Source organism: Tsukamurella serpentis (assembly GCF_054780975.1).
In genome coordinates this window covers 37415-52414 of sequence record NZ_BAAGVH010000005.1, presented here as the reverse complement: position 1 = coordinate 52414, position 15000 = coordinate 37415, and the positions used below count along the sequence as shown (strand labels likewise).

Annotated in this window: 14 protein-coding genes; 5 read left to right on the top strand and 9 right to left on the bottom strand. The window is 68.1% G+C overall.

Features of this window, described 5'->3' with window-relative positions; genetic code table 11:
- Nucleotides 1-11: 11 nt before the first annotated feature.
- Entirely contained in the window at nucleotides 12-485 is a 474-nt protein-coding gene (locus ACYVHG_RS13310; protein ID WP_461167946.1) for a GNAT family N-acetyltransferase, read from the top strand.
- A 251-nt stretch (nucleotides 486-736) separates the two neighbouring features.
- Complete coding sequence (locus ACYVHG_RS13305; protein WP_461167945.1) at nucleotides 737-2011, top strand: reverse transcriptase family protein; 1275 nt, start codon at nucleotides 737-739, stop codon at nucleotides 2009-2011.
- Between the two features lie 74 nt (nucleotides 2012-2085).
- Here the strand turns inward: ACYVHG_RS13305 and ACYVHG_RS13300 are convergent, their stop codons facing one another.
- The 3 genes from ACYVHG_RS13300 to ACYVHG_RS13290 form a co-directional block, all read right to left on the bottom strand.
- Nucleotides 2086-2493, bottom strand: coding sequence for a hemophore-related protein (locus ACYVHG_RS13300; RefSeq protein WP_461167944.1), 408 nt, complete (start codon nucleotides 2491-2493; stop codon nucleotides 2086-2088).
- Nucleotides 2494-2519: 26 nt separating this feature from the next.
- Complete coding sequence (locus tag ACYVHG_RS13295; protein WP_461167943.1) at nucleotides 2520-2873, bottom strand: hemophore-related protein; 354 nt, start codon at nucleotides 2871-2873, stop codon at nucleotides 2520-2522.
- A gap of 142 nt (nucleotides 2874-3015) precedes the next feature.
- Nucleotides 3016-3825: a class I SAM-dependent methyltransferase gene (locus ACYVHG_RS13290; protein ID WP_461168022.1), complete on the bottom strand. Its 810-nt coding sequence runs from the start codon at nucleotides 3823-3825 to the stop codon at nucleotides 3016-3018.
- A 165-nt stretch (nucleotides 3826-3990) separates the two neighbouring features.
- Here ACYVHG_RS13290 and rpsA point away from each other — a divergent pair, with 165 nt between their 5' ends.
- The gene (gene rpsA, locus ACYVHG_RS13285; RefSeq protein ID WP_461167942.1) at nucleotides 3991-5469 is read left to right on the top strand and encodes a 30S ribosomal protein S1; all 1479 of its coding nucleotides are present in this window, start codon (nucleotides 3991-3993) and stop codon (nucleotides 5467-5469) included.
- 113 nt (nucleotides 5470-5582) lie between these two features.
- Here the strand turns inward: rpsA and ACYVHG_RS13280 are convergent, their stop codons facing one another.
- From ACYVHG_RS13280 to ACYVHG_RS13260, 5 genes are read right to left on the bottom strand one after another with little or no spacing between them, the layout of a single operon-like run.
- The gene (locus tag ACYVHG_RS13280) at nucleotides 5583-6689 is read right to left on the bottom strand and encodes an ABC transporter ATP-binding protein (protein WP_461167941.1); all 1107 of its coding nucleotides are present in this window, start codon (nucleotides 6687-6689) and stop codon (nucleotides 5583-5585) included.
- 34 nt (nucleotides 6690-6723) lie between these two features.
- On the bottom strand, nucleotides 6724-7566 hold the full coding sequence (locus ACYVHG_RS13275; protein WP_461167940.1) for a carbohydrate ABC transporter permease: 843 nt from the start codon (nucleotides 7564-7566) through the stop codon (nucleotides 6724-6726).
- A complete protein-coding gene (locus tag ACYVHG_RS13270; RefSeq protein ID WP_461167939.1) occupies nucleotides 7566-8504 on the bottom strand; it encodes a carbohydrate ABC transporter permease in 939 nt (312 codons plus the stop codon). The genes ACYVHG_RS13275 and ACYVHG_RS13270 overlap by 1 nt, the downstream gene beginning before the upstream one ends.
- Entirely contained in the window at nucleotides 8501-9883 is a 1383-nt protein-coding gene (locus tag ACYVHG_RS13265; protein WP_461168021.1) for an ABC transporter substrate-binding protein, read from the bottom strand. Before ACYVHG_RS13265 ends, ACYVHG_RS13270 begins: the two co-directional genes overlap by 4 nt.
- Nucleotides 9884-10864, bottom strand: coding sequence for a sugar-binding transcriptional regulator (locus ACYVHG_RS13260; protein ID WP_461167938.1), 981 nt, complete (start codon nucleotides 10862-10864; stop codon nucleotides 9884-9886). It lies immediately after the preceding gene.
- 100 nt (nucleotides 10865-10964) lie between these two features.
- Between ACYVHG_RS13260 and ACYVHG_RS13255 the strand changes: the two genes are divergently transcribed.
- Both ACYVHG_RS13255 and ACYVHG_RS13250 read left to right on the top strand, forming a co-directional pair.
- Nucleotides 10965-11993, top strand: a complete 1029-nt coding sequence (locus tag ACYVHG_RS13255) for an NAD(P)-dependent alcohol dehydrogenase (RefSeq protein WP_461168020.1) — start codon at nucleotides 10965-10967, stop codon at nucleotides 11991-11993.
- Complete coding sequence (locus ACYVHG_RS13250; protein ID WP_461167937.1) at nucleotides 11993-13471, top strand: mannitol dehydrogenase family protein; 1479 nt, start codon at nucleotides 11993-11995, stop codon at nucleotides 13469-13471. Before ACYVHG_RS13255 ends, ACYVHG_RS13250 begins: the two co-directional genes overlap by 1 nt.
- Before the next feature lie 43 nt (nucleotides 13472-13514).
- On the opposite strand, the gene ACYVHG_RS13245 is transcribed toward ACYVHG_RS13250, so the two are convergent.
- The gene (locus ACYVHG_RS13245; RefSeq protein ID WP_461167936.1) at nucleotides 13515-14930 is read right to left on the bottom strand and encodes an FGGY family carbohydrate kinase; all 1416 of its coding nucleotides are present in this window, start codon (nucleotides 14928-14930) and stop codon (nucleotides 13515-13517) included.
- Nucleotides 14931-15000 lie beyond the last annotated feature (70 nt).

The following is a 15000-nucleotide window of genomic DNA, read 5'->3' as shown; positions in this document are numbered from 1 at the left end:
GGAGGACGCCGATGGAATCCGAGCACGAGGTTCACCTCGTCGGCTCGCAACATGCCCGGACGGCGGCCCGGTTGCAGGTCGACTTCAACACCGAGTTCCATTCGCCGACGCCCTCGGTCGAGGTGCTGGAGCGGCGCTACGCGCGACTGATGGACGATCCGGCGGCCTTCGTGCTGTTCGCCGGCGATCCTGCCCGTCCCACGGGATACGCACTCGTGACGCTACGGCCCACGGTGTACTGCGAGGGGCCGCTCGCCGTGCTCGACGAGTTGTACGTGGTCCCTCCGCTGCGTGACGGCGGAATCGGCACCGCCCTGCTGCTCCGGGTGCTCGACGAGATCCGTCGTCGGGGCGGCGGAGAGATCCACATCAACGTCGACGAGGTCGACGTCGACACCCGCCGCTTCTACGATCGACACGGCTTCTACAACATCGAACCCGGCACCGACTACCGGATGCTCTGCTACATCCGAGAACTCGAATAGCGTCTGGGCGGAGGCGCCGTCGTTGCGCGGGCCGGTCTGCGACACCGGCCCACCGATGTCCAGCTGTGGCACTCTGGATCCATGCGACGTCGCTCGGGTGAGGCGGGATCCGCGCGATCCATCCCAGCGGTAACCGCTGGGAGCACCACACGGTTACACCCTGCGTCCCACGCCACGCAGTGCGCTGCGCGCACCCGATGGCGCTGCGGGCACGTGTCACAGGTCACCCGAGCGGCGTTCGCATCCCGCTCATGACGGCCGTCGACGTCGCGCGGCGACTGCCGCACAGCGCCAGGTACGCCCTCGCTCAGCGCCTGGAATCCGTCGCCGACGAGCAATGGACCGAGGAGTTCGTGACCGCTGCGATCGCGGCGGTCGTACCCGGGGTCAGCGACGACTCGGTGCGCGCACTGCTCGCCGCACACCCGCACGCACCCCTGCTGCACGTCGACGGCGTTCCCCACCCGGCACGCACCGGCGCGTTGCTCACTGCGCTGGACCTGTTGCGCACCGTCGAACGGTTGGAACCGGAGGCGCACCGTGACGTGCCGGGACTGCAACTCGACGACATCCCGGCGATCACCCGGATGCTCGACCTGACGGTCGGTGAACTCGAGTGGTTCGCCGACCACCGGCAGTGGTTGCGCCACTCCGCGCCGCCGCTGCGGCACTACCGGGTCCGGCGAATCACCAAGCCGTCCGGTGGGTTCAGGGTGATCGAGGCGCCCAAGCCACGGTTGGCGGAGGCCCAGCGCAGGATTCTGCGACGCGTCCTGGACCCGGCTGCACCGCACCCGGCCGCCTGCGGATTCCGCCCGGGAGGATCGGTCCTGCGCTACGCGCAACCGCACACCGGATCGAGATCGGTGGTGCGCCTGGATCTGCGGGACTGCTATTCGACGGTGACGGTTCCACGGGTCCGGCAGGTGTTCCGGGGCCTGGGTTATCCGCGCGTGGTGAGCGGCGTGCTGGCCGACCTGTGCACGGTGTCGACACCGGGCGACCGACTGCGCGGACTGGACGCGTGGCAGGCGGCGGTCCTGCGTGGACGGCACCTGCCGCAGGGGGCACCCACCTCACCGGCTCTGATGAATCTCGTGCTCGCGAGGATGGACGCCAGGCTCGCGGGCCTGGCACGAGCGCAGGGCGCTCGATACTCGCGGTACGGCGACGACCTCGCTTTCTCCGGTGCGAGTGAGCCTGCTCTGCTGGCCGCAGTGGTACCGAGGATCATCCGATCGGAGGGATTCACGGTGAACCCGAGGAAGACGAGGGTCATGCGCAGCGGATCCCGGCAGGAGCTCGCGGGCGTCGTCGTCAACGATCGCGCCCAGGTTCGCAGACGCGACTACGACGACCTGCGTGCCCTGCTGCACAATGCCGCACGGTTCGGGGCCGGCACCCAGAACCGGGACGATCATCCGGACTTCCGTGCCTACGTGTACGGCCGGATCGCCTGGGTGGGACAGGGGAATGAGCGGCGTCGGGCCCGCCTGCTGGCGATGGCCGCCGATGTCCGGTGGTGATCCGGTGATGCTTCCGGGGGCGGAACGCCGAACGGCGGCCGCGCAGAGCGCAGCCGCCGTTCGAGTGGTTCTCGTTACTTCTTCTCGGGTGCCTTCTTCTCCGGTGCCTTCTCGGTCGAGCAGGTGCGGTAGGCGTCCGCGAGGGCGTTGCGCACGTTCTGCTGCTCGGCGAAGATCCCGAAGCCCGCAGCCGATCCGGTGAACACCAGAGCGGCGAGCCGGAACTGGCGGGTCATGGGGTCGGAGGTGGCGATGTCGGCGAACTGCTTGGTGCCGCCGGTCACCTGGTCGAGCTTGGCCACCAGCCCGGGCGACGAACGGTCGATCGCGGTGCGGAGCTGGCCGACGGTGCACGAGGTGCCGGGTACGGCGCGTGCGAGCTCGGGGTCGGCCGGCTTCGGGGCGGCCGCGGCGAGCGGAGCGCCCGCCAGGGCGACGGCGCCGGCGATGGCGACGGTGGCTGCGGAACGGCGGAAGGTCATGCGTGCCTCTCGGGGAACTGGTGTGATCAGTACTTGTCGCAGGTCGCGATGACCTTGGCGATCTTGGCGTCGATGTCGGTGCGGTTGGCCTTGTAGTACGCAGCGGCCTCGGGGTTGTTCTTGGTCAGGCGCTCGATGATCTTCTGGCGATCCTCGGGCTTGGCGGTGAGGAGCTCGTTGGCCTGCTCGCGGCCGCCGGGAGTGGCGTCCATGACGGCGATCGCCTCGGGGGCGATGACCTGCGTGGCCCGCTCGACCTGTGCGACCGTGCACTTGGTGCCGGGAACCTTGTCGGTGGGGGCTGCGGAGGCGACTGCGGGCGCGAGGGCCAAGGTGCCCGCGAGTGCGGTGATTGCAGCGGCGATGCGCATCCGGTTCATGTCTGACTCCTTCTCTGCGATGACGGCTGCCCGCCGAGAGACTACCGGGTCGACGTGAACTGCGAAAGCACGCCACCAGGCAAGAACAACCCGGTTCGGTGCGATCTCAACCCGGGTACGGGCTCGCGTGTGAGCGCACGTCTCACCGATCCGCCGGCCCGCCGGGCGGGCTGGGCTTCTCGCAGCAGAACACCGCCGTACCTGGGAAGATGGCGCCACGCAGCGGGCTCCATTGGCCCCACTGCTGCATGAATCCCTCGGGCCACTCGGGCTCGATCACGTCCACCACGCGCAGGCCCGCGGCGACGATCTCCCGGATCCGGTCACCCATGGTGCGGTGATGCTCGACGTAGCTCGGAACACCGTCGTCGTCGGTCTCGACGTACGGGCTGCGGTCGAAGTACGACAGGGTGGCCACCAATCCGTCCGGTCCCGGATCGTCGAGGAACATCCACCGCATCGGGTGGTTGACCGAGAACACGAAGCGTCCACCGGGCCGCAGTACTCGGAAGGCCTCCGCCATGACCCGCGCGGAGTCGGCGACGAAGGGGATCCCCCCGAATGCGGAGCACACGACGTGCGCGCTCTCGTCGGCGATCGGGAAGTTCTCGGCACCCGCCTGGACCAGCAGTGGATTGCCGCCGCGAACGTGCGGCAGGCCGCGCCGGAGCATTCCGGCCGAGATGTCGAATCCGATCACCGTTGCGCCCTGGGCCGCCAGCCAGCGCGAACAGGGTGCGCTCCCGCAACCGATCTCGACCGCGACGGTTCGCGGTCCGACGGTGCCGAGCAGAGCCGCGTCCGACTCGCGCAGGCCTTCCGGGCACCACACGAAATCACCGTCGGCGGTGTCCACACCCAGGAACTCGGCGTGCTCCGCGTGGTAGGCGTCCGCATCGGAATCCCACCAGGACCGGTTGGCGGCCTCTGATCCCGCGCTGTCGCGCCGCATGTCCGGTTTGGGGCGGTGGGTCACAGGTGGGAACCTCTCGGCGGCAGGATCGGAGCGGACGGTTTGCCCAGCTAGCGACTGGTGGAGTAGCCTGGCACACGCGTGTGCCCATGCGTGCGCGATCTCGACCCAACTACGAGCACCTTGTCCGGAGCAACTTACCCAATGCCCACCACTACTGTTACGTCCCCGCAGGTCGCCGTCAACGATATCGGCACCGCGGAGGACTTCCTCGCTGCGATCGACGCGACGATCAAGTACTTCAACGATGGCGACATCGTCGAGGGCACCATCGTCAAGGTCGACCGTGACGAGGTCCTCCTCGACATCGGTTACAAGACCGAAGGCGTCATCCCCTCCCGCGAGCTGAGCATCAAGCACGACGTCGACCCGTCCGAGGTCGTCAACGTCGGCGACGCGGTCGAGGCCCTCGTCCTCACCAAGGAGGACAAGGAAGGTCGCCTGATCCTGTCCAAGAAGCGTGCGCAGTACGAGCGCGCCTGGGGCACGATCGAGGAGCTCAAGGAGAAGGACGAGGCCGTCAAGGGCACCGTCATCGAGGTGGTCAAGGGTGGTCTCATCCTGGACATCGGCCTCCGCGGCTTCCTCCCGGCCTCCCTGGTCGAGATGCGTCGTGTGCGCGACCTCCAGCCGTACATCGGCAAGGAGATCGAGGCCAAGATCATCGAGCTCGACAAGAACCGCAACAACGTGGTCCTGTCGCGCCGTGCATGGCTCGAGCAGACCCAGTCCGAGGTCCGCAGCGAGTTCCTGCACCAGCTGCAGAAGGGCCAGGTCCGCAAGGGCGTCGTGTCCTCGATCGTCAACTTCGGTGCCTTCGTGGACCTGGGCGGCGTCGACGGCCTGGTGCACGTCTCCGAGCTGTCCTGGAAGCACATCGATCACCCGTCCGAGGTGGTCACCGTGGGCGACGAGGTCACCGTCGAGGTCCTCGACGTCGACCTGGACCGCGAGCGCGTCTCGCTGTCGCTCAAGGCGACCCAGGAGGATCCGTGGCGTCAGTTCGCCCGGACCCACGCCATCGGCCAGATCGTGCCCGGCAAGGTCACCAAGCTGGTCCCGTTCGGCGCGTTCGTGCGTGTCGAGGAGGGCATCGAGGGCCTGGTGCACATCTCGGAGCTGGCCGAGCGCCACGTCGAGGTCCCGGATCAGGTCGTCTCCGTCGGCGACGATGCGATGGTCAAGGTCATCGACATCGACCTCGAGCGTCGTCGTATCTCGCTGAGCCTCAAGCAGGCCAACGAGGACTACACCGAGGAGTTCGACCCGTCGAAGTACGGCATGGCCGACAGCTACGACGAGAACGGTGAGTACATCTTCCCCGAGGGCTTCGACCCCGAGACCAACGAGTGGCTCGAGGGCTTCGACAAGCAGCGCGAGGAGTGGGAGGGTCGCTACGCCGAGGCGGAGCGTCGCCACAAGATGCACACCGCGCAGATGGAGAAGTTCGCCGCCGACGAGGCCGCCGAGGCCGCTGCGGGTGGCCCCGCCACCGGTGGTGCGAACTACTCGAGCGAGTCCGGCGACCGTGCCGGCAACGACGCTCCGCAGAGCACCGGCGGTTCGCTCGCCAGCGACGCGCAGCTCGCCGCTCTCCGCGAGAAGCTCTCGGGCAACGCCTGATCGGCTCCACCGCACACGGGGAACGCCCCCGCATCCGAACGGATGCGGGGCGTTCCCCGTTTCGCATCGTCTACTGTTGTGAATCCAGGTGTGGCGGACCGTGGTCAGCACTCCTAGTTGAGTCGCTCGCCGGTCTCCGGGTGGAACAGGTGCACGGTCCGCTCGCTCTGTTGGAGCCGCACACCGTCACCGATGCGCGCCGCGGTCCGGCGCGGGCAGCGTGCCACCAGAGTCACCGCGCCACCGTCGACGCTCGTGACCTCGGGATCGTCGAGCTCCGAGTAGACGAAGGTGTCACTTCCCAGGTCTTCGAGGATCGCGACCCGGCCACCGACACCGGACTCGGGGCCGGCCAACCCCAGGTTCTCCGGACGGATGCCGACGGTGATCCGGTCCAGTCCGGAGGTGCGCAGCGCGGCCTGCGCCTGCGCGTCCAGGTCGACGGTGCCGCCTGCGACGACGATCTCACCATCGCGGACCGGCGCGACGAACAGGTTCATCGCGGGGGAGCCGATGAACCCCGCCACGAAGGCGTTCGCCGGCCGGTCGTACAGTTCCGCCGGCGTCGCGAACTGCTGCAGCACCCCGAACTTGAGCACGGCGACCCGATCACCCATCGTCATCGCCTCCACCTGATCATGGGTGACGTACACGGTGGTCGTGCCCAGACGCCGTTGCAGCGCCGCGATCTGGGTACGGGTCTGCACGCGCAGCTTCGCGTCCAGATTCGACAGCGGCTCGTCCATGCAGAAGACCTGCGGTTCCCGCACGATCGCGCGCCCCATGGCGACCCGCTGACGCTGGCCACCGGACAGGCGTGCCGGTTTGCGGTCCAGGTACTCGGTGAGGTCGAGCAGCTTCGCGGCCTCGGCGACCTTGCGTCGACGTTCGTCGAGGGGCACTCCGCGCATCTTGAGCGCGAACCCCATGTTCTCGCCGACGGTCTTGTTCGGGTACAGCGCGTAGTTCTGGAAGACCATGGCGATGTCGCGGTCCTTCGGTGCGACGCCGACCATGCTGCGTCCGCCGATCGAGATCGCACCCGAGTCGATCTCCTCCAGTCCGGCGAGCATGCGCAGTGCGGTGGACTTGCCGGAGCCGGAAGGTCCGACCAGGACGACGAACTCACCGTCGGCGATGTCGAGATCGAGGGAATCGACGGCGAGTGACTGGGCGCCCGGGTACACGCAGCACGCCTTGTCGTAGGTGATGGAAGCCATTGCTCCTCCTGAGGTTCGGAGATTGAAGGGGGCGCTACTTGATGGCGCCGAAGGAGAGACCGCGGACCAGCTTGTTCTGGGCGATCCAGCCGCAGATGACCACCGGCAGGGCGGCCAGCACGGAGGCGGCGGAGAGCTTCGCCCAGAACAGGCCCTGTCCGGACATGAAACCGGTGAGCGCCACCGGCATGGTCTGGGCGTTCACCGCAGTGAGGTTCACCGCGAAGAAGAACTCGTTCCAGGAGAAGATCACGCAGATCAGCGCGGTCGCCGCGATTCCGGGAGCGATGATGGGCAGGATCACCTCGCGTACCGAGGTCCACAACCCGGCCCCGTCGAGGCCGGCTGCTTCGAGCAGTTCGCTCGGCACCTCCAGGAAGAACGAGCGCATCATCCACACCGCGATGGGCAGGTTCATCGCGGTGTACAGGATCACCAGTGTCCAGATGTTGTCGAGCATCCCGATCCGGCCGACGATGACGTACAGCGGGATGATCGCCGCGACGATCGGCAGCATCTTGGTGCTGATGAAGAAGAACAGGGCGTCCTGGGTCTTGCGTACCGGTCGCAAGGAGAGCGCGAACGCCGCCGGTACCCCGAGCGCCAGTACCAGCGTCGTCGAGACGACCGTGGCGAACACCGAATTGAGCAGCGGTACGCCGATACCCGATTCGAAGACCGCCGTGAACTGATCCAGCGTGGGCACGAAGAGGAGGGTCGGCGGGCGGGTCGCGGCGTCGCTCTCCTGCTTGAACGCGGTGAGCACCATCCACAGCACCGGGAAGAAGAAGCCGATGGCGATGATCCAGGTCAGCGCGGTCAGGGCGCCGCCCTTGGCGTCGCGCCGCCGTCGAGGGGTGATCGTCGTGGTGGACATCAGGCTGCTTCCTCTCCTGCGCCGAAGCTCTTGAAGATCAGGCGGATCGCGAGGGTCGAGACGACGATCGTGCCGATCACGGTGACCACGCCCATCGCCGCGGCCTGGCCGATGTCGAAGCCGAGGAAGGCGCGTTGGTAGATGTAGAACGGCAGGTTGGAGCTGGCGACACCGGGACCGCCGGAGGTCATCATGTAGACCGCGTCGAACGTGTTGACCAGGTAGATCGCGCCCAGTACGGCGCCGAGTTCGATGAACCGCCGTAGGTGAGGCAGAGTCAGCTCGCGGAACAGCCGGAAGTTGGTGGCGCCGTCGACTCGGGCCGCCTCCTGCACGTCCCGAGGCATGGACTGCAGGCCGGCCAGGATGAGCAGCATCATGAACGGAGTCCACTGCCAGACCAGTTCGGCCACGACCGAGGCCAGCGGATACTCGCTGAGCACGTCGATGTGGATCCCCAACGGGCTGAGCACCCAGGTCAATAGGCCGTTGGTGGGGGAGAGCAGGCTGGTCTTCCACAGCAGTGCCGCGGCCACCGGCGTGACCAGGAAGGGGGTGATGAGTAGTGTCCGCACCACCGGCCGGCCGGTGAACTTCCGATCCAGGAGCAGCGCCAGTAGCAGACCGAAGACCACCGAGATGATCACTGTTCCCACGATCAACAGCACTGTGTTCAGGGTGACCGTCCAGAACTGTGCGTCCCGGAACACCTCGACGTAGTTGTTGAGCCAGTTGAACTTCCGAGATCCGGGGCGGACCAGGTTCCAGGACTGCGTGGAGTAGTACAGAGTCACCAGGAACGGGATCTGGGTGACGATCACCATGAAGATCAGCGCGGGGAGAAGTGGCCCCCGCCGACGCCAGCCCTCGGCTCGGCTGATCCGGTCGCGCTTCGAGCGCATCGGTGTCGCCGCGGGGCGAACCTCGGTCGTCGTCATCGCCGTTCTCCTGTCCGCTGGTCTCCGTCGCGGTAGCTCTTGCCGACCACCTCGGCGTACTTCTGTGACTGGGCCAGCGCATCGTCGACCGAGATCTGTCCGGCGATGGCGGCACTGATCTGCTGGCTGACCCGGGTGCCGAGGTCCTGGAACTCGGGGATCGCCAGGAACTGGATTCCGGTGTAGGGCACCGGCGCGACTGTGGGGCGGGACTGGTCCGCTGCGAGCATCGAATCGAGGGTCTGGGTGGCGAACGTCGTCGAGAGTTCCCTGTAGGCGGGCAGCTGGTAGGTGGACATGCGACTGCCCGGCGGCACTCGGCTGGGACCGAGCTTGTCGGCGACGCCGGAGATGTAGTCCTTGCTGGTCATCCAGGACACGAACTTCCACGCATCGTCGGCGCGCGTGCTCTTGGACGGGATCCCCAGCGACCAGGTGTACAGCCAGCCGTTTCCGGACTTGGCCATCTTGGGTGCGGGCAGGTAACCGACCTGCCCGGCGATCTTGGAGGTCTCCGGACTCTCCAGGGAGGAGACCGCGGCGGTGGAGTCGTACCACATGGCGGCCTGGCCCTGCGCCAACAGGTTTCCGCACTCCTGGAAGCCGGTGGACGCGGCACCCGCCTCGCCGTAGTCGCGGACGGTGTCGACGTAGAACTTCACCGCCGCGCGGACCTCGGGTGAATCGAACTGCGGATTCCACTGCTCGTCGAACCAGCGGCCACCATAGGCGTTGATCACCGTGTTCAAGGGTGCGAGGACCTCTCCCCAGCCCGGCTTGCCGCGCAGGCAGATCCCGGCGACGTCGGGTGAGTTGAGCCGTCGTGCCGCGTCTGCCACCTCGGGCCAGGTCGGCTCGGCGGGCAGGGTGATGCCCGCCTTCGCGAACATCTGCTTGTTGTACATCAAGAACGAGGATTCGCCGTAGAACGGAACCGAGTACATCCGATCCCGGTACGACAGTGCCTCCCGCAGGGTGGGGATGAAGTCGCCGGGGTCGTACGACCGGTCACGATCGATGTACGTCGACAGGTCGGTCAGCCAACCGTTCTGCGCCCACATGCGGGTCTCGTAATTGCTGATCATCACCACGTCGAACTCGCCGCCGCCGGTCGAGACCGATGCGGTGATCTTCGCCCGGGCCTCGTTCTCGGACAGCGTGATGAACTTGAGCTTCACGCCGGGGTTGGCCCGCTCGAACTCAGGGGCCAGGCTCACCGCATCGGTCATCTGCGAGTTCGACACCATGGCGACGGTGACCGCGGACTCGCCGCCGTCGGTGAACACGCTCGCGCCCGAGCAGCCGGCCACCAGGGTCGTCAACGCGGCGAGACCGCCCGCCGCTGCGGTGCGCAGTCTTGAGGATCTGCCGGTCACCAGTCATCCCTTCTGTTCTGCGAGCAACCACTGCGCGGTGGGCAGGTCCGTGACCAGGGAGGTCGCGAAGCCGCCGCGGAGGGCGCCCAGGATCGATTCCCGGCGCGGTACACCGCCGGAGATGAGAATCGTTGTGGGGCAACGTCGAATGTCGTCCAGAGGGACGGAGACGGTGCGATCGACGAGGGTCGAGGAGACGGGGGTGCCGTCGAGTGCGTAGAACCGCCCGCCGATCTCGCCGACTGCTCCGAGGTCACGCAGCTCGTCAAGGACCTCGGTGTCGATGAACGCGCCTTCGAACAGGGTGGTCGAGGTGGAGGCCGAGCCCACCCCGTAGAGCATGAGGTCGGCGGTGCGTGCGGCCTCCAGCGCCTGGGAGACGATCGAGTCGCGCTCCAGTGCGCTGACCGTGGCCGGGTCTGCGAACAGCGGTGCCACCAGCCGCACCGGCCGAGCATGCAGTCGTTCCGAGAAGCGGGCCAGAGCGTGGTCCACTCCGGTGTGGTACTCGACCGAGGTCATGGACCCGTCCATCTGGACCACCCGGGCGCACGCGGCGCCGCCACCGAGGGCGTCGGCAACGGCGACCTGCTCGGGGCCCCAGGTGAATCCGAAGGTGTCGGTCGGTTGAAGTCGGCGTGCCAGTACCGAGGCGCCGGCGCGGCCGAGTGCGGCGTCCCCGGAGGGGGTGCCGTCGGCCTCCTCGGCGATGATCAGTGCCTCGGAGAGCTCGAAGGTGTTCTCCAGGTCCCGTTCCAGGCCGGGGTGAATCGAATCAGCGAGATGTGCGGGCGCGGCGACGGTGACGGTGACCAGGCCCTGCGCCCGGGCGCGGGCGACCAGTCGCCCGGCAGTGGGGCGTGAGACGCCGAGGCGCTCGGCGATCTGCGCCTGGGTCAATCCCTCCAGGTGGTACATCGTGGCGGCGCGAACCAGAAGGCGCAGATCGTGTCCGGGGTCGCCGGGACTGCGTTGTCGGTTCATCGCGCGAGCTCCATGTACTCGTGAGCAAATGCTCACTCGAAGTGATTCTGCTCGTTACGGTAGCATTACGAGTGTGACCCAGGCAACAACTTCGCGTGAGATGCGGGTGAGCGTCCTTCATCCGGGAGGCCACCTGACGCTCGAGACCCGTCCCGTTCCCACTCCGGACGCGGGTGACGTGCTGATCGAAGTGGCTGCAGTCGGCGTATGCGGCTCCGATACGCACTACCTGCGACACGGTCGGATCGGCGAATTCGAGGTGACTGCGCCACTGATCCTCGGCCATGAGGCCTCCGGGCGGATCGTCGCCGTCGGTGACGGAGTCAGCGCCGGCCGGATCGGCCAGCGCGTATCGATCGAACCGCAGCGCCCCGATCCCTACAGCAGCGAGAGCCTGCGCGGGGAGTACAACCTGTGCCCGGCCATGCGCTTCTACGCCACACCTCCGGTCGACGGTGCGCTGGCGCAGTACGTGACCATCGGATCGGCGTTCGCGCACCCGATTCCGGACACCGTCTCCGACGATGCGGCAGCCCTGTTCGAGCCGTTGTCGGTCGGAATCGCCGCCCTGCGCAAGGCTGCCGTGGGCCTCGGCGGCTCGGTGCTGATCGCCGGCGCGGGCCCGATCGGACTGATGTGTGCGCAGGTGGCCGGAGCCGGCGGCGCGAGCCGCATCGTGGTCACCGATCTCGACGCCGGGCGCCGCGCTGCCGCTGAACGTTTCGGCGCGACCCTGACAGTGGACCCGACGGGCGGAGCGGAGTCCGTCGGCGCCGGATTCGATGCCTTCATCGACGCCTCCGGTGCTCCCGCCGCGATCCGTTCCGGCATTCGCGCGGTTCGGCCCGGAGGCCGGGTGGTTCTGGTCGGCATGGGGGCCGACGACCTGGAACTGCCCGTCTCGTTGATCCAGTCCCGGGAACTGATCCTCACCGGAGTCTTCCGGTACGCCAACACCTGGCCCACGGCGATCGCTCTCGCCGCAGACGGACGCGTCGATCTCGAATCCATGATCACCGGAAGATTCCCGCTGGAACAGGCCGAGGCGGCGCTCAACGCCGACCGCGATCCGGGCAGCATCAAGGCCGTCGTCCACCCGGGCGCCGCCACCGACCCGAAGGAGCAGTGATGAGTGCACCCGTCGAACTGAATCAGGCGAACCTGCCGAGCATCTCGGGTGCGGCGCTGCCCGACTACCAGCGGGCGGCGGTCGGCTGCGGCATCGTCCACTTCGGGGTCGGCGGATTCCACCGCGCCCACCAGGCCGTCTACCTGGACCGGCTGCTCGCCGACGAGGGCGCCGCATGGGGCATCTGCGGTGTGGGACTGCGACCGGCCGACGCCGCCATGCGCGATGCTCTCGCCCCCCAGGACGGCCTGTACACCCTCACTCTCAAACACCCCGACGGCCGGGTGGAGACATCGGTGATCGGATCCATCGTCGACTACCTGTTCGCCCCGGACGATCCCGAGACGGTGATCGAGAGGCTCGCCGCGCCCGAGGTGCGGATCGTCTCGCTGACCATCACCGAGGGCGGGTACAACTTCTCGGCCACCACCGGCGAGTTCGACACCGAGAACCCCGATGTCCGTCACGACCTCACCGACGGAGCCGCCCCGCGAACCGTCTTCGGCTACGTCACACAGGCCCTGCGCCGCCGGCGCGATCGTGGAATCGGCGCGTTCACAGTGATGTCCTGCGACAACATCGAGGGAAACGGGCACGTCGCAGCCCGCACCTTCATCGCCTTCGCGCGGATGGCCGATCCCGAACTGGCGCAGTGGATCACCGAGGAGGTTCGCTTCCCCAACTCGATGGTCGATCGGATCACCCCGGCGACCCCCGGCACGCTCCGCGGTGAGGTCGCCGCCGCTACCGGCATCGACGACCGCTGGCCCGTGGTCGCCGAGCCCTACACACAGTGGGTGCTCGAAGACACTTTCAGCGCCGGTCGTCCCCGGTTCGAGGACGTGGGTGTGCAGGTGGTGGACGACGTCGCACCGTACGAGCTGATGAAGCTGCGTCTGCTCAACGCTGGACACCAGGCGCTCGGGCACTTCGCCCGGCTGCTGGGGTACGAGTACGTACACGACGCGGCCGCCGATCCCGACGTGCGTGGACTGCTACGGCGGTACATGCAGAACGAGGGGCGCCCCACTCTGCATCCGGTGCCCGGGATCGACCTGGACGACTACATCGACACCCTGATCGAGCGGTTCTCCAATCCGGCGATCGCCGACACCGTGTCGAGGCTGTGCCAGGACGCCTCGGACCGCATCCCGAAATGGCTGGTCCCGGTGATCGTCTCGCGTCTGGATTCCGGTACGTCGGCACCGTTGGCCGCGGCTGTGGTCGCTGCTTGGACCCGGAGTTGCGAGGGCACCGCCGACGACGGTGCCGCGATACGGATCGTCGACCGCGACGCGGAGCGGCTGGCCGAACGCGCCCGCCGGTCGCGGGAGACGCCGCTGGCGTTCGTCGCGGCACCGGACCTGTTCGGCGATCTCGCAGACCGCCCCGGGTTCACCGGCCCCTACCTCGAGGCGCTGACCGCGCTGCGCGAGAACGGAGCCCGCGCGACGCTGCGGAACCTGCTCGCGCAGTAGCGCAGTCGGTGAGGGAGGTTCAGGCACAGCCGTGCCGGTCCACTCAAGCGCGGCTGAGCACCAGCTGCGTCGCATCGCGGTACCGCAGGTACACCTGCGGTGTCGCAGGAGCGGAGGTGGTCTCCGTTGCCGGACGTTCCCACGCCGGTGCGGGGCCGTCGCCGCGCAGCGTCCACGCCGCCTGTCGAGCCGCACCGCGGGCGACGTACTCACCGTCCGTGGGGAACAGCACCTCGCATCCGAAGACCGCCGGTGCGAGTGCGCGCACCGCCGCCGACCTGCCGCCACCGCCCACCACCAGGATCCGCTCGACTTCGGTGCCCTGCTCCGAGATCGCATCGAGGCAGAAGCGGAGCGAACAGAGCAGCCCTTCGACCGCGGCGCGGGCGATGTTGGCGGGCGTCAGATTCGTCATGGTGACCCCCTGTAGTGCGCCGGTCGCGGCCGGTAGATTCGGTGAACGCTCACCGGCGAAGAACGGAACCAGGACCAGACCTTCCGCGCCCGCCGGGGCCGACAGCGCCAACCGGGCGAACTCGGCAAGATCCACACCCAGCATTCGGGCGGTGGTCGCCAGCACGGGCGCCCCGTTGAGAGTGCAGACCAGCGGAAGGTGGTGACCGGTGGCATCGGCGAAGCCGGCGACGATGCCCGACGGGTCCCGCGGCGCGGCCGCCGTCACCGCGCTCACCACCCCCGAGGTGCCGAGGGACACGATGCAGTCACCGGGTCGGGCGTCCAGTCCCATTGCGGCTCCGGCATTGTCGCCGCTGCCCGCACCGAGCAGCGCCCCCGGACGCAGCAGCCCGTCGGTCCGGGTCACCGATACCGAATCCGCAGGCGTCAGGACGCGGGGGAGCGACGGGTGGCGGCCGCGCATCGCGAGTTCGAGCAGATCGCTGCGGTACCTCCCGGTCGCGGCGCTGAAGTAGCCGGTCCCCGAGGCGTCGGAACGGTCGGTGATCAGGGCGTCCGTACCGCCCCCGGACAATTGCAGGGTGAGCCAGTCGTGCGGGAGGCACACAGCCGCAGTGGAATCGGCGCTCTCCGGCTCGGTATCGGCGAGCCAGCGCAGTTTCGACACAGTCAACGCCGCTACCGGAACCACCCCGACCGCGTCCGCCCACTGCTCCCCGCCTGCGAGGTCGGCGATCAACTGGTGCGCGGCCGCAGCGGAACGGGTGTCGTTCCACAGCAGGGCATCCCGGACCACCGCGGCACCGGCGTCGAGACACACCATCCCGTGCTGCTGTGCACCGACGGAGGCCGCCGCGACATCGTCCAAACCGCCCGCAGCGGCTGCGGCCGCGACCAGTGCCCGCAACCAGGCGGCCGGTGCGACCTCCGTGCCCGCCGGGTGCGGCGCCGAGCCGGTGCGGACGAGTTCGCCGGAATCCGCATCGCACACCACGATCTTGCAGGACTGGGTGGACGAATCGACTCCGGCGACCAACGGCATGCCAGGCATCATCGCAGACGCCGGCCGCCGCATGCATGTATCGCCATGAGGATCTTTGACAATGATTTTC

Coding starts and splice junctions, on each gene's coding strand:
- rpsA (WP_461167942.1), top strand. CDS start 3,991: ATGCCCACCACTACTGTTACGTCCCCGCAGGTCGCCGTCAACGATATC.
- ACYVHG_RS13305 (WP_461167945.1), top strand. CDS start 737: ATGACGGCCGTCGACGTCGCGCGGCGACTGCCGCACAGCGCCAGGTAC.
- ACYVHG_RS13290 (WP_461168022.1), bottom strand. CDS start 3,825: ATGCGGCGCGACAGCGCGGGATCAGAGGCCGCCAACCGGTCCTGGTGG.
- ACYVHG_RS13310 (WP_461167946.1), top strand. CDS start 12: ATGGAATCCGAGCACGAGGTTCACCTCGTCGGCTCGCAACATGCCCGG.
- ACYVHG_RS13295 (WP_461167943.1), bottom strand. CDS start 2,873: ATGAACCGGATGCGCATCGCCGCTGCAATCACCGCACTCGCGGGCACC.
- ACYVHG_RS13260 (WP_461167938.1), bottom strand. CDS start 10,864: ATGAACCGACAACGCAGTCCCGGCGACCCCGGACACGATCTGCGCCTT.
- ACYVHG_RS13245 (WP_461167936.1), bottom strand. CDS start 14,930: ATGCCGTTGGTCGCCGGAGTCGATTCGTCCACCCAGTCCTGCAAGATC.
- ACYVHG_RS13300 (WP_461167944.1), bottom strand. CDS start 2,493: ATGACCTTCCGCCGTTCCGCAGCCACCGTCGCCATCGCCGGCGCCGTC.
- ACYVHG_RS13250 (WP_461167937.1), top strand. CDS start 11,993: ATGAGTGCACCCGTCGAACTGAATCAGGCGAACCTGCCGAGCATCTCG.
- ACYVHG_RS13275 (WP_461167940.1), bottom strand. CDS start 7,566: ATGTCCACCACGACGATCACCCCTCGACGGCGGCGCGACGCCAAGGGC.
- ACYVHG_RS13270 (WP_461167939.1), bottom strand. CDS start 8,504: ATGACGACGACCGAGGTTCGCCCCGCGGCGACACCGATGCGCTCGAAG.
- ACYVHG_RS13280 (WP_461167941.1), bottom strand. CDS start 6,689: ATGGCTTCCATCACCTACGACAAGGCGTGCTGCGTGTACCCGGGCGCC.
- ACYVHG_RS13255 (WP_461168020.1), top strand. CDS start 10,965: ATGCGGGTGAGCGTCCTTCATCCGGGAGGCCACCTGACGCTCGAGACC.